The organism is Stenotrophomonas sp. YJH_SMC_105-26, from assembly GCF_059368915.1.
This window is the reverse complement of sequence record NZ_JCAFSD010000002.1, coordinates 1-18039: the sequence shown is the minus strand read 5'-3', so window position 1 is coordinate 18039 and position 18039 is coordinate 1. Positions and strand designations below refer to the sequence as shown.

The 18039-nt window shown below is 55.8% G+C and carries 17 protein-coding genes; 8 read left to right on the top strand and 9 right to left on the bottom strand.

From position 1 onward, the window contains the following. Positions 1–335: 335 nt before the first annotated feature. Positions 336–1901: a MobA/MobL family protein gene (locus tag AC5P7F_RS06925; RefSeq protein WP_049404885.1), complete on the bottom strand. Its 1566-nt coding sequence runs from the start codon at positions 1899–1901 to the stop codon at positions 336–338. 532 nt (positions 1902–2433) lie between these two features. Here AC5P7F_RS06925 and AC5P7F_RS06920 point away from each other — a divergent pair. Continuing rightward, the gene (locus AC5P7F_RS06920) at positions 2434–4230 is read left to right on the top strand and encodes a DEAD/DEAH box helicase (protein WP_495204143.1); all 1797 of its coding nucleotides are present in this window, start codon (positions 2434–2436) and stop codon (positions 4228–4230) included. Between the two features lie 305 nt (positions 4231–4535). Here AC5P7F_RS06920 and AC5P7F_RS06915 read toward each other — a convergent pair whose 3' ends face one another. From AC5P7F_RS06915 to AC5P7F_RS06905, 3 genes are read right to left on the bottom strand one after another with little or no spacing between them, the layout of a single operon-like run. Next, the gene (locus AC5P7F_RS06915) at positions 4536–5072 is read right to left on the bottom strand and encodes a hypothetical protein (protein WP_049404883.1); all 537 of its coding nucleotides are present in this window, start codon (positions 5070–5072) and stop codon (positions 4536–4538) included. Positions 5073–5109: 37 nt separating this feature from the next. After that, complete coding sequence (locus AC5P7F_RS06910; RefSeq protein ID WP_049404882.1) at positions 5110–5409, bottom strand: hypothetical protein; 300 nt, start codon at positions 5407–5409, stop codon at positions 5110–5112. 10 nt (positions 5410–5419) lie between these two features. Beyond that, positions 5420–5866 (bottom strand): hypothetical protein, encoded by a 447-nt coding sequence (locus tag AC5P7F_RS06905; RefSeq protein WP_234413130.1) that lies wholly within the window; start codon positions 5864–5866, stop codon positions 5420–5422. 129 nt (positions 5867–5995) lie between these two features. Here AC5P7F_RS06905 and AC5P7F_RS06900 point away from each other — a divergent pair, with 129 nt between their 5' ends. From AC5P7F_RS06900 to AC5P7F_RS06890, 3 genes are all read left to right on the top strand, one after another. Then, positions 5996–6328, top strand: coding sequence for a helix-turn-helix domain-containing protein (locus AC5P7F_RS06900; protein ID WP_049404880.1), 333 nt, complete (start codon positions 5996–5998; stop codon positions 6326–6328). A 1754-nt stretch (positions 6329–8082) separates the two neighbouring features. Beyond that, on the top strand, positions 8083–8742 hold the full coding sequence (locus tag AC5P7F_RS06895; protein ID WP_197622527.1) for a hypothetical protein: 660 nt from the start codon (positions 8083–8085) through the stop codon (positions 8740–8742). A gap of 263 nt (positions 8743–9005) precedes the next feature. Then, positions 9006–9215, top strand: coding sequence for a hypothetical protein (locus AC5P7F_RS06890; RefSeq protein ID WP_049419173.1), 210 nt, complete (start codon positions 9006–9008; stop codon positions 9213–9215). A gap of 57 nt (positions 9216–9272) precedes the next feature. On the opposite strand, the gene AC5P7F_RS06885 is transcribed toward AC5P7F_RS06890, so the two are convergent. Next, entirely contained in the window at positions 9273–9662 is a 390-nt protein-coding gene (locus AC5P7F_RS06885) for an H-NS histone family protein (protein WP_049404879.1), read from the bottom strand. A gap of 215 nt (positions 9663–9877) precedes the next feature. Here AC5P7F_RS06885 and AC5P7F_RS06880 point away from each other — a divergent pair, with 215 nt between their 5' ends. The 4 genes from AC5P7F_RS06880 to AC5P7F_RS06865 all read left to right on the top strand — a co-directional run bounded on the left by AC5P7F_RS06880 (position 9878) and on the right by AC5P7F_RS06865 (position 14545). Then, positions 9878–10918 carry an ankyrin repeat domain-containing protein gene (locus AC5P7F_RS06880; RefSeq protein ID WP_080354493.1) on the top strand — a complete coding sequence of 347 codons (1041 nt, stop codon included), beginning with the start codon at positions 9878–9880 and terminating at the stop codon, positions 10916–10918. A 379-nt stretch (positions 10919–11297) separates the two neighbouring features. Then, positions 11298–12695 (top strand): site-specific integrase, encoded by a 1398-nt coding sequence (locus AC5P7F_RS06875; RefSeq protein ID WP_049404878.1) that lies wholly within the window; start codon positions 11298–11300, stop codon positions 12693–12695. A gap of 100 nt (positions 12696–12795) precedes the next feature. Next, positions 12796–13737, top strand: a complete 942-nt coding sequence (locus AC5P7F_RS06870; protein WP_049404877.1) for a phospholipase D family protein — start codon at positions 12796–12798, stop codon at positions 13735–13737. A 37-nt stretch (positions 13738–13774) separates the two neighbouring features. Beyond that, complete coding sequence (locus tag AC5P7F_RS06865; RefSeq protein WP_049404876.1) at positions 13775–14545, top strand: NYN domain-containing protein; 771 nt, start codon at positions 13775–13777, stop codon at positions 14543–14545. Positions 14546–14611: 66 nt separating this feature from the next. On the opposite strand, the gene AC5P7F_RS06860 is transcribed toward AC5P7F_RS06865, so the two are convergent. From AC5P7F_RS06860 to AC5P7F_RS06845, 4 genes are all read right to left on the bottom strand, one after another. Further along, entirely contained in the window at positions 14612–14911 is a 300-nt protein-coding gene (locus tag AC5P7F_RS06860; RefSeq protein WP_187143984.1) for a hypothetical protein, read from the bottom strand. A gap of 442 nt (positions 14912–15353) precedes the next feature. After that, positions 15354–15716: a hypothetical protein gene (locus AC5P7F_RS06855; RefSeq protein WP_087786412.1), complete on the bottom strand. Its 363-nt coding sequence runs from the start codon at positions 15714–15716 to the stop codon at positions 15354–15356. A gap of 53 nt (positions 15717–15769) precedes the next feature. After that, a complete protein-coding gene (locus tag AC5P7F_RS06850) occupies positions 15770–16690 on the bottom strand; it encodes a Kiwa anti-phage protein KwaB-like domain-containing protein (protein WP_049404875.1) in 921 nt (306 codons plus the stop codon). After that, complete coding sequence (locus tag AC5P7F_RS06845) at positions 16687–17271, bottom strand: KwaA family protein (RefSeq protein WP_049404874.1); 585 nt, start codon at positions 17269–17271, stop codon at positions 16687–16689. The genes AC5P7F_RS06850 and AC5P7F_RS06845 overlap by 4 nt, the downstream gene beginning before the upstream one ends. Between the last annotated feature and the right edge of the window lie 768 nt (positions 17272–18039).

The following is an 18039-nucleotide window of genomic DNA, read 5'->3' as shown; positions in this document are numbered from 1 at the left end:
GCTGGCTATCGCTAGTCGAGTGCTATGCCCTTTGATTGCCCAAGACCGGACACGAGACACGCAGGAGCGGATCGAAGACATCATCCATGCCCTCGAAATCGCCGACGAACTGATTAATCGATGCATGGCTCCAAAACCCCCGGCTGACGACCACACTCTGAAACCTGCCGTTAGGGTCAGAGAAGCCGTGGTAGAACGCGATCAGGTGCAGCTGAGCGACATGATCACAGAACGCCGTGGCGCAGTGTCCAAGCCCACTCGCGGGCCTACCTACCACTGAGTTTTCGAAACGAGGTTGGCTAAAGCCCCGGTTCGCCGGGGCCTTCGCTTGTCTATCAGTGCAACCGGGCTCCAGGCTCTCTGACAGGATTGATTAGGAGCAAGGGGTCCGCTGGAATAGGGGCTTCAGGAGTGTCAATGGGCGCATCCTCCACCGGATATCTACGCAGCAGCACTTCACTCCAATTCTCCAGCTGCGACAACGACTCGCCTGTTCGACGGTTGTAGTCTTCCTGGGCCTTAGGTCCGGTGGCTTCGTGAGCGCGTTGGTACTCCAGGCGCCCAAGTTCGAAAGCCCGAACCCGGCGCGCCCGACGCCGTGACCAGTCTGAGCGATTCAAGAGGCCCGGCCTTGGGTTTTGGCTTTCGAAGTTCTCCAAGGCAAATTCTGCCTGGGCCAATACGTGCTGGGCACGGTCTTCAGCTTTCAGCCTACGCTTGAAGCGTAGAGCGTCCCGCTTCAACTTCTTCAGTCGCACGAGCAGTTCTTCCAAGTCGCCACGGAGCTTGGGCGCCGACACATGAGCGGATATCAAAGCGGCACTGTTGCGCAGCAACCTGCGCGTGAATTTGAGCCTATCTCGAAGCGCCTCAATCCACGCTTCGGCCCAGATTTCCAAGACTGCTTTCAAGGCAGGCTGGGACGCCGTAGCCCTCTGCCGCATCCGATTGTCGACCGTGATCCCACGCGGCGAGTCTTCGCCCATCGCCACACCCAGAGGGCCAACCACATGAAAATGCGTCGGGGTCTGGATGACGGGAGTAGGTTCAACTACGCGCGGCGCGACCGGCCCAATCTGATCGGATGCGGGGTCCATCAACCTGCCCTCTCCTGCGATCTGGGCGATGGCGCGATCCCAAGCAGCATTGTTAGCCTGTTCAATCCGGTCATTGCCCTGCTTAAGGACTGTATCGGCGCCTCGGCGATGCAGCGCTGTCGCATCTTTGCCCAAATGAAGGCCTGGAGCACGGGAAAGCTCCGCCGCTGTCAGCTCATCTCCCTGCTCTGCGGCCTCAGCCGCTTGGTCCTTAAGGCTACGGTGATCGACACGGGCCGAGACACCGGCTGCGGCCAGGTGAGCATTGATGGCTTCACCTACCATCTGGCGAATCCACTCCACTTCGCCTCGACCCGAAGGGCCGCCGTCTAATTCTCTGGTCTTGTCCTTCAGCCCCTCTGCGTCCACCCGCCTGGTCGTAGCCAAGATGTGGACGTGGTAGTTGAGCCCGTCAGCGGTCTGCGGCTCATGGATGCTGGATTGGACAGCGAATCGGTAGCGCTGAACCAGACAGCGCGAAATCTCAGCCGCCAGATCTGAACGCTGCTCGTTGCTCAGTTCGTGTGGCAGCGCGACCTCGAACTCGCGGGCAACGGTAGCGTCTTTTCGGCGCTCCGAAGCCTCGGCGGCAGGCCAGAGCTGCCGAGGATCGAAAGCCCAGTCAGGCGCCTCATCCGGCGCCAGGCATCGGGTTTCGACAACGCCCCCTCGCCTTCGGTAGTCGTGCCGTAGACCGGTGCGGTCATCGATGATGAGCAGCCCCGCCCTGTAAGCGGCGGCGGCGGTAGATGCGTGCCCCTGGGCACGGCTGAAAGTCTTTACTCTGGTGTGATAAATGGCCATTGATGCTCCCTATTCTTGGCCCCCGCACTTGCCTTTATGCCTACGTTTTAGGCTTTGGCAAGCGCTTTTCTAGGGGGTCAAGGGGCACAGCCTCTTGCGCACGCATTGCCCGAAGGGCAATGCCTAAGTGCGCTCTTGCTATCGCCTCGCTGTCTGCTTTGCCACCCGTCCCGACGCGTCTTGCTAAGTCTGGCCCTACCGAAAGGCACGCGGCGTCCCGCCAAAAATGTGACAGACATCCAACTATTGAATAGATGGGTTGCCTGAGGCAGGATCTCATGACTGAAGGGCACATCAGCCAGGGAATTTCAGGGGGGGTAGTAAACGTTCGCAGGAGGCGTCAAGAAGCCGGGCAGATGTATCTGCCAGGATGATAATTGTAGCGCAGGATGAAAACGGCCAATAAATGTGCCGATATCTATGTGCGCGCGAGCAATTAACATCTCACGTCAGCCGCTGCTGACAAATACGGCGCAGGGAGAATGCGCCGCCCAACTTCGCATGAGCAGAATACGTATCCAGGAGAATAAGCGTGTCTAGCCCGTTCCAAGATGTCGCACCCCGCATTACTGGAAATCCGAAGGTCAGAGAACCGCAACAAGGAGCCTATGAGGCGCTAGCACAGCATGTAGCTGACGGCGTGGACATAAGAGAAGTTAGCGTAGTACTTCCAGTGGGTTGCGGAAAGTCAGGAACTATAACGCTGACTCCATTTGCGTATAAATCAAAACGAGCATTGATCATCGCTCCCGGCGTTGCGATTGCAACGCAGCTGGCAGCTGATTTCGACTTTAGTAGCGAGAAGCTATTCTATGCACGCTGCGATGTGATGGATGGCCCTAATTATCCCGAGCCGGTGGAAATAAGAGGCACCGATGCAAATCGAAGTGACCTTGACGCCGCACACGTTGCTATTACAAACATCCAGCAGATTTCCGGCGATGGCAACAAGTGGTTGCGAACGCTTCCCGCCGACTTCTTTGACCTGATCATTTTCGACGAGGGCCATCATAGCGTTGCAGCAACCTATGAGGCCCTGAAAGCAAAATTCCCTGCAGCCTCGGTCGTGAACTTCAGCGCCACGCCTCTTAGAGCGGATGGCCAGATGATGAGTGGTCCCGTCGTTTACTCATACCCAATCTTCAAGGCGATCAGAGCGGGCTATGTTAAACAGCTTAAAGCAATCCAACTCAATCCGAAGACCTTGCGCTATGTCAGGCGACCAGGCGATTCGGAGGTAGAAGTCTCCCTAGATGAGGTCCGTCGCCTAGGTGAGGAGGACGCGGATTTCCGCAGAAGCATCGTAACGTCCGAAGAAACACTGAATACCATTGTTGATGCGTCTCTCCGGGAGCTCGACCGGCTCCGCAACTTGACAGGGGAGCCACGTCTAAAGGTAATCGCCTCGGCATTGAATTATGAGCATTGCATTCAGATTGTGGAGGGTTATCGCGCACGGGGAAGGAAGGCCGACTTTGTGCATTCCCGTGAGAGTAAAAAGAATGACCAAGTCATGCAAAGGCTGGCGAATCATCAACTGGACGTGATCGTACAGGTCAGAAAACTTGGCGAAGGTTTTGACCATCCGTTCCTGTCGGTAGCGGCGGTCCTTAGCGTGTTCTCCAACCTGTCTCCATTCGTCCAATTCGTTGGGCGAATCATGCGCGTAATCAAGCAAGATGCGCCGGGGGATGTTGTAAACCAGGGCAGTGTGATCTTTCATGCGGGCGGCAACATTGCCGCCAGGTGGGGAGACTTCCAGCAGTTCAGCGAAGATGACCAATCCTTCTTTGACCAGCTTCTTCCTCTTGAAGGCTTGGATCCAGCAGATCCCACGGAGTTCCGTGAGTATGCACATCGCGACACTACCAATGGGAAGCCCGAGGTCAAAGAGCAATCCGAGGTGGAACTGCAGGAAATTCACCTCCTAAAGCAGGAAGAGGAAGACGCCATTCGCCTGTTGAAGCAGAGCGGAATTATCCCTGCAGACTTTGATCCTACCACCCAAGCCCTCAAGCCCATCGCTGTCCCTAAGGCAGCAAAACGACAGGCCGCCAGAGACGCTCTTAACGAGCTTATTCAACTCCACGCAGGACGAATTCTCAATGAGCGCGGAATTAAGCATGGCGGGCGAGAGTTGGATCACAGACGGCTTGGTCGCGACAACTACGTAGTGGTAGTCACTTCTCTCAACGAGGCGGCGAATACCTTGGTCGGCCGGAAGCCAAGGGAAAGAAGTGAGATGTCACAGGTGGAACTGGACACCATTCGGGGGCAGTTTGATGCCCTTACAGCAAGCGTTTGCAGGAAGCTGTTCGATGGCGACTAAGTCCTTGATAGTCTCAACAATGGTAGACAGGGCGAAGAAGGCCCACAACTGCCAAGCTAACAGTAAACATAGGATCGAACGCGGAGACATTCGACTAGGGGTGCGAAAAGACCGGGGCTGGGATCGATACTGTGTTGCTTGTGCGCAGAGCATGATCGAGCGCGGTTTATTGCGACTGGGAGAACTGAGCAAGTTGGAGCCTGAGGAAAGCGAAGACTAAGAGGCGACATAGGCCCATCCTTCCGCGCATGGAGGATGGGCCACTCTGCTTTCCTGCCTAGCTGCATTCGCTGAAATGGGGCTGCTTAGATGGCGCGCGTTTCAGTAAGCCAAGCTCTCATCCTAGCGAACCATTCATCCCTCTCAGTCTCATTGAATGCAGTGCTTTTGAGCCAACGATCAGAGTGGCGCACGAAAGGAACCAGCCAGAGCGGGTGAACAACGTCTCGCACCTGGACTTCCAGGCGATGGGTGACCACACCTTTGTAGTTGTATTCCCCAGTGCGGATAGCGAGCACTTCAGACCGCCGCAGATAGCGCTCGCCTTTCCCGGGGTCTCGCACCCAGATTGCGTCCCTGCCGAGGTCTAAGGCAATGTGGTCATGGGATACCGTGGGCTCAAACTCTTCAGACCTATGCTTCTTCAGTTTCGGCGTTCGGCGACGGAACAGCCAAGGCAAGCCCCACAGCAGCGCAAGAGGCCAGAAGACCAGCTGCCCGAACAGCATCAGCCCGAACAAGGCCCCATCGGCCGTCGTGCCCTCTTCGAACACTACACCGCACAGCCACCAGAGCGCGAGACCGGTGATGATCCAGCGGATTACCTTGAACAAGGTCCACATACGAGCTTCCTAGCTAGGGTTGGCGGCGAGCTTGAATTCAGCGACGGTCTACGACGGTCCAAGTGCCATCGACCTTGTCGATGACGAAAGTGCCGACAAGCTGCTGTTGCTCAGTGCGAGTGCCCAGCTGATACCGCGCAGTTCCAGTGACACTGCACGCGTAACCCGGACCATCCCCTCGCGCGCACTCGCCTACCTTCAACCGCTCAAACGTCATGGTCGTTCCCGTTGCTTCTTTGAAATACGCCGTCAGCGCCTTCTCAACATCGCTGCTCCCAGGACCACCCGAGCAAGCAACCAGCAGCGCAGTAGCGGAAAGCGTCCAAAGCTTCTTCATGTGTGTTCCTTCAGTCGATGAGTAGGCAGTGACTGCCCGGATTAGTTGCAGTGCCAAGCAGGACTTCGCTATCGATCACTGACCCGGCCTTGTTGATGACGATCACGATCTGGCTTGGCCGGGCGGATGAGTCTTCATCGCGCTCTCCCAGATAGGCCAAGGCCACAGCACTCCCGAAGTCGTAGACCTTGCCGAAGCCCACCACGCTATGCGCTTCGGCAGGCAGCAGCACCGGCTTGCCATCCAGCTTGATAGCGCGCTTGTTGCCCCGGCCTTCCACAGGGTCGATGCGGCCGATTCTGGTTCGGATGGGGCCGGTGGGAGTCGCGGAGCCATGACCCGTGGCCCAGATGAACTCGGAGACCTTGGGACGCCCTCCCCCATCCACCCGGAACTGGCCGCTCTTCAGTTGACACGACAGGCTGGACGCAGCCTCAGCAGAAGCGGCGAACGCCAAGAGGCCGAGCAATCCAAAGCACCTCATATCCATACGACTGCCTCCCGATTCAGTTTTGCGTTCAACGCAAATGACCGGCTAAGCTTATGCGGTCAAACTCTGGAGAGTCAATGTGTTTGTTTCTGCCGGATGCCTGCTCCTCAGCCCACGCCCACAGCCCTCGGTCATCGCCTACGCGCAGCACGCGTCGCCAAAGGCTGGACCCAAGCTCAGCTAGGCGAAATGCTCATGGGCGTGGATGACTCAAATACGACGGCCCCTCGGATCAGCCGATATGAACGCGGGATGCACAAGCCGGACTTGGAGACCATCGAGAAGCTCGCAGAGCTTCTAGACCTTCCTGCGGCCTACTTCGTGGCGACATCGGATGTTGTGGCTGAGGCCATCCTGGTGCTATCGCAGCTTGATGCTAGGAAGCAGAAGGAGGCACTGGCACTGCTAAAGGAGCTTGCTGGACCTTAGCCTTTCATCGCATGTATTGGACTGGAATGTAGCCGGAGAGCACCTTGCAGAAGAAGCCAGCGTCCGCGATTTTTCAAATGAATGCCAGTGGTACTCTCTTCAAAGACCAGACGCCAATCGGATTCATTAGTACTTGCAGCCGGAACACCCATTAGAACAAGCCTAAGTCTGGCGCGATTGGCGAAGCAGGAATTAATCTAGAAGCATCGGGAATGAGTCACAGGGGACTTAAAGGATGCAAGAAGCTCTGGATCGAAGAACCAATCACGAATACACCGCCTTAGAGATTTCATTGCTCACGGACGCCCAGCGTGAGCCCTTGAAGGGCCACTTAAAGTGTTTGGGCTGTGAATCTACCGCGCACTTTCGCCGAAAGACTGATCCAAGTCCTGGAAGAAGGGGAAGAATTGCGCACTTCTATTGTCTACCGCACGCAGCCAACTGCAGTCTCATCCAACGCAATGCAGACCCATGGGAGACAAATGAGAGTGATGCGACCGTCGCAAAATGGGTGGAACGCAATCAGACACTGATTGTTAGGATTCAGACGCCAGTCGAATCCTCGGAGGTTAATTCTGAAGAAGACGAAGACGTTGACGAAGGCAGCAGAGCTGGTGGAGGCTCGGCCTCCCGGACACGCCGGTCGACGACTATATCTCGCGGGCCGCAGCGATTGCTTGAACAATTGGTCCACTGGCCGAGCTTCAAGACGAGTCCAGTTCGCATACGGCTTCCAGATCCAGCCCAGACGGAGGTTCCAGTCCACGACGCCTTTGTACGGTTCGAGGACGCCCGAGTTGAGCTACATACCGAGCGCTGGCTTGGATTCTGGGGGATAGTGCGCCCCTTTAGCTTCTGGGCACAAGGTGGAAGTTACTACTCCAATTTCGGCACTGAAAATAGCAGCTTCCGAATCTCAATCCATCGAACCCACGCCGACGCCATCGTGCAAAGGTATCGGCTAGGAAGCATTCACGACTTGGTTGGCCACTACCTCTTGCTCTTCGACCGTGCTCGCGAATCTGCCTCGGGGCGCTTCACCGCAGATGTGAACTCGGTTCATCATGTTGGATTTCTCCGCAATACAGACCAATAAGAAGCGGTCGCCAGGCCGTGACCGCGAGCAGGTGTTGCGACGCATCCTCACCAAGCTTCGCTAGCACTAGAAGATTGTGACGTCGTTCGCAATGCCTAAATCCCATTGATGTAAGAAAACACGCTCATTAGCACGCGCACAGGCGAAGGGCCCTACTGTGCTGTGGAGGGACTCAGCTTGCCTCCTGTCCGGGCATCGCCGGTGAGAAGAAGCCAATCCAAGGCCATACGATGCGCCGCATGCTTATCTAGCAGCGACTGCAGCTGGTAATGCCAGCAGGAGCTCCGTCAATCCACTCGCATCTAGAGCAGGCGGAGGCGACTTAAGGCCTAGGTCCGAACCGAGAGAAAGAGAGGACTGACCGCCACCTACCCCCCCTTGGAGAACCCCGGGAGCACGGTGAGCACGGTGAGCACGGAAGGACGGGATGACGGGGAGCACACGACTATCGACCCAAACACCTGATATCAATGGATATTTTTTAAAAAAATGCGCGGAAACGCGCAACTCGACCATTTACGAATCGCTGGTTGTTGCATCCACGGTGGTTCTGGCGTAGTTTTCAGCTATCTAAAACGCTCAGTTGCGCGCGTCTAGTTCCCTTGCTCTTCGGAGCCTGAAGACGCAAATTGTCGACCAGTTGATAGGGAATTGCTCGATGTCCACGATGAAGCAAGCAGTGGCACGGCGCGTAAATATGTCGGAGCGCGCCGAGCATCAACGGCAAATCCACTTCGCCGGAGTGGATGACGCCTGGATTTGGAATCGCAAGAAGAACAATGGCTTTTCAACTGTGCCGAGGACGCTGCCGATTGCCATGCAGGCCGCAGACGAACAGTCTAAAGGCCAGCCGCCTGGGCATGTTCTTTTTTGCCTTTGGGCGCGAGCGCCGGATCACCCGGTTCTTGTAATCGACAATCCGATTACGTTCGCCGCAGAGGCGGGCTTCACCGGACCGAGGGCAGTAGACACCTGGCGACGGCGCATGAAGCGGCTGCAGGAGTTGCAGCTCATCGTGGCTAAAGCCGGACCGGCAGGTGATTTCCACTACGTTCTGCTGACGAATCCAAATTCGGCCGTTGAATGGATGAGATCAAATGGAAAGATCCAAGACGTGCTCTACAGCCGCTTCTGGGATCGACTGTCCGAGGTGGGCGGACTCAGTGAGATGGATGCACTTCGCGCTTACTGGGCTAAGACGACGGCAAAAGAGGATCCGCCGAGCCTCCCTCCGCCACCACCTACCGATGCCCCAACTGAATCGGCACCTACGAAGGTGAAGTCACGGAAGAGCAAACCTAAAAGCGTAGGGAAATGATGCTCAAGCAGACGCCAAGGAGGAACCATGCTTAAGACAACAGTGATCGGCATTCGTCGCCAGCTCGCCCGGCGGATGTCGTGAAAAAGAAGACCCCCGATCAGCCTCGTTTCTCAGGCCAGACTGATCGGAGGTCGTGGCGGGCACCCTCAAGTGCCCTGAGCAGGGTTTCCCCTGCCCAGGGCTTAATTGTAACGCGGCCGCACCCCTCACACATGACTGGGGCAGCAGCCAACTAGCCGACATCGGCTGAGGAAAACGCAATGACCAAGAAGCCTTCCAACTGCGGTCAGCCCTGGACCCCTACGCAGGTCAAGCAACTCAAAGAGCTTGCGTCAGGGAACACTCCCACCCGGGTCATTGGCCTGAAAATGGGACGCTCCCCTGAAGCGATCTACGGTCAGGCGAGCAAGGCGGGTATCTCGCTGAAGCCCACCAACCAAGCTCCCTACGGCACCAAGAAGCCAACGTAAGTTAGCGCTTCATTAGCACCAACTTCAGAAGCCCCGCACAGCGGGGCTTCTGTCTTCTCACCCCGGGAAGGCCGGGAACTTCTCACTCGGGTGAGCCGCCTTCCAAGTCGTGTAAGCGGAAGTCCCTTCCCAAGCAGCGAACGCACGAGGAGTTCTGCCTCGGCCGCTCCAGGTTTCGCCCGTGTGTGGGAGCCAATACTTGGGCGCGACTTCCTTCTTCACACCTCCCGCCTTCTTGGGCACATCCGCCGCCAGCATGCTGACGATCTCGGCGCGCTGCTTCGCAGAGAAGCTCTTACCGTATTGTGAAACGAGGTTGGCAACCTCCGCGAAGGCATCAGCGGCTTGCTCTTGCAGAAGCTGAACTTCCTGCTCCTCAAGCTTGCGCAGCTCTTCAGCAAGCTTGGCTTTAGCGGAGGCAATGGAATCGAGTGACGGCTTGGTCATTCTTTAAAAACCCGAGATAAGTGCGATGAGATGAAAAAATGGCCTATAGCGATATATGGGAACGCTAATAGCACCATGCCCTATACGCTATCGCCTCCCGCAGCCGGGCACAAGCCAGTTGCCATCCCCTTTTCACAGCGCAGAAGCGAAGAGAGGCAACATCTCCGTTTGACAAGCTAGCGCCCGCCTTTAGCCTTTGCGGCGGAGCGTATGAAATGAAAACATTGAACGAGCTAAGCACAGCGGTACAAACAGGCGACATCTCACTGGTGCTTTCACTAATTGAGATGTCCAACATGCCATCAGAGTTCGCCTGGGAAGCAGTTTCCTATGCCATCTCATCGGAACGCGAACACATTATAGACTCGCTCCTTCCCAAGCTAGTTCCCAGGAAGACACCCTACCCTTTGGCTTTCGCTGCCAAGAGAGGCATGGCTTCGGTCGTGCAAAAGCTGATACCCCTATCCGATCCCGCTCCCGCAGGCGAGCAATCTCTAGTGCTGGCCAATGCCGCGAGAGGTGGCAGCGTTGAAACTGTGTTAGCTCTGTTACCGGTGACCGATCCACTGGCCGACGACTCAAAGGCGCTAGGGGAGGCAGCAAAGGCAGGGCATGCTGAGGTTGTCCGCCTTCTTATTCCTGTCAGCGATCCTAAGGCACGCGAAAGCAGCGCACTGAGCGCAGCAGCGCGGGGCGGCCATGCGCGCATAGTCAAGCTGCTACTACCGGCATCCTCATCCATCATCTGTGCAACTCAAGTCTTCCCGGCCGTGGCGGCACTTGGGCATATACCCGTTCTAAAGGTCCTCCTAAAAGCGAGGCTGCCAGATGCAGGCGACACCTACACCCTTGGCTTGGATCTGGCCGCCAGGAACGGGCATGCATCAGTAGTTGACCTGCTTATCCCAGCAATCGAACGCGCGGGACGGCCCAGGGGATGTGGTTCGAACGCGATATGTGAAGCAGCCAAAGCGGGACACCCTGACGTGGTCAAGCGGCTGATCTCGTTCGTCTCGCGGGCTGATTGCGCTGCTGCAATGGCGGTCGCATTCACCGAAGGAAAGGACGCCGTTGTTGTCGCGCTTCTTCCACATGCTGACGCAATGGAGGCGGAGTCCCACATCTACGGCATGGAAAGCAAAGCAGCCTTTAGGCGAGAGCTAGATCGGATAGCAGCTGAAGCGCAGTGCAGTGCGCTTGATATGACCACCCCCAGGGCAATCAGTAAAGAAATTAAAAGAAGCCAGAGACTCTGATCCCCAATCCCAGAGAGGAGGGGGCGATTAGCATTTCCTCGAAGAGGATCCAAGCCTGGCGACAGGAATGATCTGGAAGATATTTTTGAGAGCACAATCACAATTTCGAAATGCCTATTCTGTAAGAAAGCACGCTTAGGCGTAAGCACACTCAAAATCGTACAGTACAAAAATGACTGCAAGATAGAGCCGGTCACCCAAGGCAAACCCTTGCGCCACAGCGCCTCGCAACGCACACCCCACTAATTTTCTATAAAAGTTTTCGCGCTAATTCCAACGTTTCGGCGAATGCCTAAGCAACGCGGCAACACTCTAGATCTCGTTTGACGAATCAAAGCCGGGCCTTAGCACTGCTCCCATCATCCACGGAGACAGTGCAGTGCCAAAAACAGTAAAGAATTTCCTTAAAGACTTCCCGTTCAATCCAGACGCCGATGACACGCTCCACCTTAAGGGCATCAAGATTGGACGGTTCCGGATTGATGAGCTGGTCATCACCGGACGCGAAGCGGCCATCCACGCGCAAGAGATCCTCAACGCTGCGATGGAGCGCTCTCGACGCTCTCGCATCAATGCCGCAGGCACGCGCTACCTTGAGCCACTCTCTGCAGGTCACCCTGCCCGCCTTCTGTCCGTAGAGATCAAGGACTACTTGGGGGACCGGGAACGCCGCTGCCTCGCACAAGAGACCATCGACTCGACAGCACGCACGCTGCGGCTTCTCCAGATGACCTGCGGCGACATCCCCGTCTCGCGCATTGACCACCCGCACATCTACCGACTCTGGGACCTCATGCGCTGGTCACCACCAGGACTCTTCTCTGACCCTGCCTATCGAGGGATCAGCTATGACGAAGCCATTGCCTGCGGCAAGGAGCTAGATGTTCCTCAGCTTGCCCCTGCCACTCTCGAACGTCATCGACGCTTCTTGGTCTCCTTCTTCAATCAGCTGGTCAAGACGAAAGCCATTGATGCGTCCCCCATGGCTGCGTTTGCCGAGATCAAGAAGGACCTGGTCACCGATCCCAACAAGCCTGAGCGCCTCTTTGATGAGGAAGACCTAAGGCGCATCTTCGACCCAAAGACTTTCATTCCCTGGGCGAGCAAGTATCCGCATCGCTGGTGGCTTCCCATGATCGGCCTGTATACGGGCGCCCGCATCAACGAGGTCGCTCAGCTGAAGTTGGCCGACATCGTCCAGGAGGGCGATGTCTGGTGTATCCGCATCCAGAAAACTGTGGATCCTGACCTAGCGCACCGGAACCGGCTACGGAGTCGACAAAGCCTAAAAGGCAAGGCATCTATCCGCACCATCCCTATCCCGAAGCCGCTACTAGATGCAGGCTTCTTGGACTTCATGGATGACATCAGGGACTGTGGTCACCCTCGCCTGTTCCCACACCTATCCGCTGGTGTGAACCGTAAGACGGGTGAGACGAATGCTCGCTATAGCCTGGCAGCGCTTAGCCAGTTCAGCCGCTACATGAAGGACCTTGGCTTCCCGAGAGGTGTTGGTTTCCATGCCTTCCGCCACACCATCGCCACAGAGCTCCACCACCAGAACGTGGCGGACGAAGACATTGCTCTGATCACGGGCCACTCTGTCAGCAAGCGCGTGCCGGTGCTTCACGAGGCCTACTTCCACAAGAAGCCTGCCGTGATGCGCAGGAAGCAGATAGATACCTTGAAGAAATACAGACCTGCGGTAGTGCTTCCGGTCTATGCCAAGGGGCAGTTCAAGCGCTGCTTGAAGGACAAGAGGAGGTTCTATCCATAGGTCTACCAAATGCTATAGATTCGATCAAACAGTTCTCGGTTGCCGATGTTGAACTTGGACGGCCGAGCTGGAGGTCAGCACTGGCAAGGATAGGGACGTTATGACGAAGTTGATCGAAGATCAAAGTGAGTTGGTCAAATGGGTGAACGATCAGGACGGCGACCTGGACCTCGCAGTGGCATTCTGGGGCCATGATGCAAGCGCCTTCCTCGGCCTCAAAAAAGCGCGAAGGCGAGTGCGCATTGTGCTGGAGATCAGCCAAGGCGCCACGAACATCAAGGAGGTGCGTAAGCTTCTGAAGATGCCGCAAGTTGAAGTGAAATCCTATGAACGACTGCATGCCAAGGCCTACATTAGCGCCAGCGAGGTGATCGTTGGCAGCGCCAATGCATCAGCCGGTGGATTGGGAATTGTCGGCTTCGAGAACAAGCACTGGAAGGAGCTAGGGATCCAGACACGATCAACGGAGGTGATCCAGCGAGCGAAGAGCTGGTTTGAGGATCTGTGGCTTAGCGCCGAGCAAATCAACTCCTCCGAGTTAGATCGAGTAGAGCGAATTCAGAAGGCTCGTGCGAAGCTCACCCTTCCGATGGATGGTAAGGCCAAGGACATCTTCGACTCTTTCAAGCATCATCCGGAAGAGTGGAAAGACCACAATATCTGGATCACCGTGGTCACCTCCGGGCTTTCTGAAGAGCAAAAAGCATTGCTAAAAGAGCGGCAGAACGAGCAATCCGAAGGTGCGGTCTATGCATACGCAGAATGGCCAGCTATCCCGAAAGACGCAACGATCATTAGCTTCACTTGGTATACCGGTGAAGGCTTCGAGGCAGATGCTCCGCTGATCTATCGAACGCCAAGCGTCGCCCAAAAGGGGATGATGCAATACGTCTTTCCCACTGAGCTTCCGGGCTATGGAATTGGAGGGCTTTCCAAGTGGGAAGCCGCTACCCAGAAGGCCCGAGATGCGAACCCGTCTAGGTGGAAGAAACAGCATGGACTAAGGATGCCGCTACGAGAGTTCATTGAGAAACACTCCTAGCAAAGCACTATCCGAATTCGAGACAAAGGAAGTCAACATGGCTCAACCGCAAGAATCGGCCGTCGCAGTAATGATTGACTGCGACAACGTTGCCCCCGAAATCGTGGACTTCGCGCTCCTCATGGCTGCGCAGGCCGGGCGCGTAACGCTTCGGCGCGGCTACGGCAATCGCACTACCTTGGGCAACTCTTGGCAAGAGGCCCTGGTTCGCCAGGCCTTCACTCCGTGCCTTCAGTTCCAATACGCAGCGAAGAAGAACACCTCCGATATCGCCCTGGCCTTGGATGCCCTGGAAGCGCTCTTCGATCAGCGTGCCGACATCTTCTGCCTGGTGACCAGCGACTCCGACTTCGCCTACCTCTGCAGGAAGCTCCGAGAGCGCGGCGCCACGGTTTTGATCGTCGGCGAAGCCAAGACCCCCGATGCTTTGCGCAATGCCTGTGATCAGTTCTTCGAGTGGTCCGCCCAAGAAGCCTCATCGCCAGAGCCGCCAGATCTTCAGGACCCGCCGCACCCTGCTGACCACACTAATGAAGCCAAGACCACAGGAAGCGCCCCGCTCCCGAAGCGTCGCCCTCGGTTCGTCATCGAGGCTGTTTCACTGCTTGCCGGTAGCACCCCGGAGGGCAAGGTTAGCCTCAACTCCTTAGGCTCCTATCTGAAGCGAGCAGATTCCGGCTTCTCGCCTGGCATCTATGGGCATTCCGGTCTTCTCAACATGGTGAAGACCTACGATCTCCTGTCACTCAAGCAGGAAGAGAATGGGCAGTGGTCGGTGAGCCTGGCGCCTAAGCCAGAGACGGCCTGACGCGAGCCACCATTGCCGTTTAGCGCGTCGCCCCAAAAAAGCCCCGCATCTGCGGGGCCCTAGAATTCAGTAGCCGTAACCGGATCGACGCTGCTGCGTCTTCGGCTGGTTGTAGGGGCTACCGTATGGATTGCTCTGCGTCGGCTTGTAAGGATCTACAGTCCCGGACTTCCCGTTGTAGGGGTTGTAATTTCCTTGGGTGCTGTAGTTGTCCAGCTTGGTGGAATTCGCATTGCTACGGTGGTGAGGCTGGACGTAGGTACCGTCCGAGCGATAGTGCCCCTTCACCGGATGGCTCTGTGCCGAAACGGCAAAAGAGGCCGCCAGAGCGACACCAGTGGTTAGGGTGAGCAACAGCTTCTTCATTTCCTTCTCCTTGGATGGGGCATCAGTCCCCACAGCCTCGTGCCCCCTGCATAGGCTGCAGTCCCCTGCTCCTTCTCTTGGCTGAACACAGGCAAGACTCGGAACGGCAAGGGTCTGTGTCAATTATTTCACCTTTCCCACTGGGACAGAGGCAAAGGAGCAATCTATCTAATGGCGCGCGAGCCGAACTGCACATGGTAGCGACACCATCCAAACATTCCCCGCCCCTTTACTTTTTCCATAAATCAATTAAAAGCTTTCAAACAACCAACGAGACAGAAAATGAACGAAGCCGAGAGAAAATCCGAAAAAAAAGAATCGAATTTAGCCATAAATATTATGTTTACATTCATACTCACGGTCGGAATAATGCTTGGAATGGTCATTACTGCCGTCGCACTCTCGCCAGGAACGGATGCTCATCCTTGCCAAGGAGGGGCGACTAGCTCACCCACACGGACGATGCCCACAGCATCAGGCTCGCCAACGTCCCAATGATTGTCCACAACCTGGAATTGAATCGCTTACGCAACCCGACGGAGAAAAAGAATGCAATCAAAAATATTGAAAACAAATTTGTCGGCGCAAGGACACCTTTTCCAGTAAGTTCATCCCAGTTAGCCAAAATATAAATCTCAGCACCCAAGGTCACAACCGAGACCAGAGAAAGCCAGCGCAGACTAATAGTATCAAGCCCACCGTCAATAGCCTCCTCCACCCTGTTTGCGGCAAGATGGAATTTCCGCCATGCCTCAGCGGCCTTTTTCCGTGTATTTGAGATAAGCAGACCGATTTCAAACTTCACTTCACAACCTCCATGCCATGCAGTTCGTCAAAAATTTTTTACTGCCACTCATCTTATTTTACGGGGGTGCCATCAGGAACGTCATACATGATGTCAGTGATCTCACTTACAAGACGGTGATCAAGCAAGAGAGTAATGATGACCTTTGCATTCGCTGCAGTCGGGATTATTTTCCCAGCCTTATCGAAGGTTACGCCCCACTTCCGCTTCGTCGCAACGGTCTTGAGCGCCTTGAGATATTTGGGGTCAGAGTAAAGGGACTTTTCCTGGATGACCGCCATCCTCTTCAAGTGCGTACCGTTCTCACCGACATATTCCAACAATGGCGCCATATCTGTAAAGAGAGCGGAGAAAGACGGCTCGGCTTTGAGCTCGCCAAATGCCTGAACGTAACCAGCGCGATACTGCATCATTGACTCAAAGCCCCTCTTGTTCGACACCAGAAGAACATCGTCCAAGGCGAAGATGTCAAATCGCGGCTCAAGGGTGAACTCATCACCTGCTACAGCGGACAACTGTCCATTTTTAAAAATGGCATTAATCACATTTTTCTTTTTGTAGACAGGCTTCCAAGTCATCGGCGTGCGCCGCGTGGCGTAGAGGGTCTCCCCGTCCTTCACAAACTTCACCAGGTAGCCGACAGCGCCTTTGAGCTTCTTAAGATCATTAGTCGCATGGTCAGCCTCAGGCTCATCAACTAGGTCCTTTAGAACCTGAAAGTCGGTATCACCAACAGCAATAGTGAGGCATCCATCGTCGGTGGGCTGAGAGAGATGCCCATATGGAATCCATTCGTTAATTCGAGCCCTCTCATTTTCCGCAAACCCTTTGAGAGAATCCTCCAGGACTGGATCCGTCTTGATGTAGTAAGCCTTGAATTTCTTCGCACCAACGCTCTTCTTAAAAACCCAAAGGAACACTTTTGACCCAGCCAGGTCAAATCCTTTGAGGCTATTCAATGCCAAATCGCTCATGGATCCCTCATCAAATATACTTCCTGAACATCCTCAATAAGCTGCTCGCCAGGCAGCAGCTTTCCCTGCTTCAGCGCGCGCACGGTCTTACGGACCCTGTTTCCCCCGACAACGATATCAACCTCATACAGTCGCCAGCCGAATGCAATTAATACGGGGTTCATCAGAATCTGCCCCGATCTATACGTAATCAAGAACAAGAGGACAAGAAATACGAAGAATCCCGCCAACTTCTGTGGATCTCCGTAACTCAACCCCATGAATGATACAACGTAGGGGAAAACATAATTAATCAGGTCATTCGGAACGGGCTTCGCGGACAGAACTTCAGCTTCGACCTTCAGTCGGACAGCCTTCATGGAATACATCGTCAGCCAAAGTGCGGCTGATGTAACCACTATTGCTGCCAAGGATGCCCAAGGGTGCTCAAAGATCTGAAGTTCGCAATCAAACTGTCCTCTCCAACCACATACGGGTTCTCCCCACAGCGCTTTTTTGATGTCTTGCGCCGCCAGTACAAAGGCCAGCGGGGCATACGACCCTAGAAAAAGCACTCCTGCTGACCACATCCGAAATTGCATTCCGGTATTTCCTTCTAGTCCACCCCTCTGTTGCCAAGCATAGACCGGCCTCGTCTCATCGACCGAGAACTCCGCCGGGTCAAGGACGCCAGCTAAAGACACCCATTGATTAGAGGCCCTCATAGATAGCGGCTCGCCTGCGGGGATCTTTAGGACGGCCCAATCCGACGAACTCCAGGCCGTACCCCTGCTCGCATCATGGTGCGAACTTGGGTAGCATCCGGGACACACCACAGGACACAAATCCGGTTTGTGGACGCCTCCGGAGCTAGGCGGGACGGTCAAGGTACTGTTTCCCCCTCTCTCCGCCAGACAAATGAAGAAGCCGCCCTCTGGGCGGCTTTTTTATTTGGCTGGCGGAGAGCATCGGGCGAGAGAAGCCCTGCCGGGGTTCGACGGTTCTGCAGGAGCAGAACCGGACCGCCGAAGGCGGGTCCCGGGGCGCAGCGCGCACCGGGATCGGGTGCATGGATGCACCCGACAATCCCCCTCTCTCCGCCAGATAACTGAAAAAGGCTGCCTTCGGGCAGCCTTTTTCAGTTATCTGGCGGGGGATGCCTGATCGGTTGTACCTCGCAGAAGCCGCTGGCGGGAGATGCGAAGTGCGCTGCGCGCGCTTCACCCCAGACGTTGCTGCGCAACGTTCGGGCCCCTCCCCTTGCCGGCCTCTCCCCGCCCCTGTCGGGGCAGCCCCTCAACAGAGGGGCTTGTTGCTCCAGATCCATCAATGGGTTTCCGCCGTGCGGGGATGCCTGATCGGCTGTACCT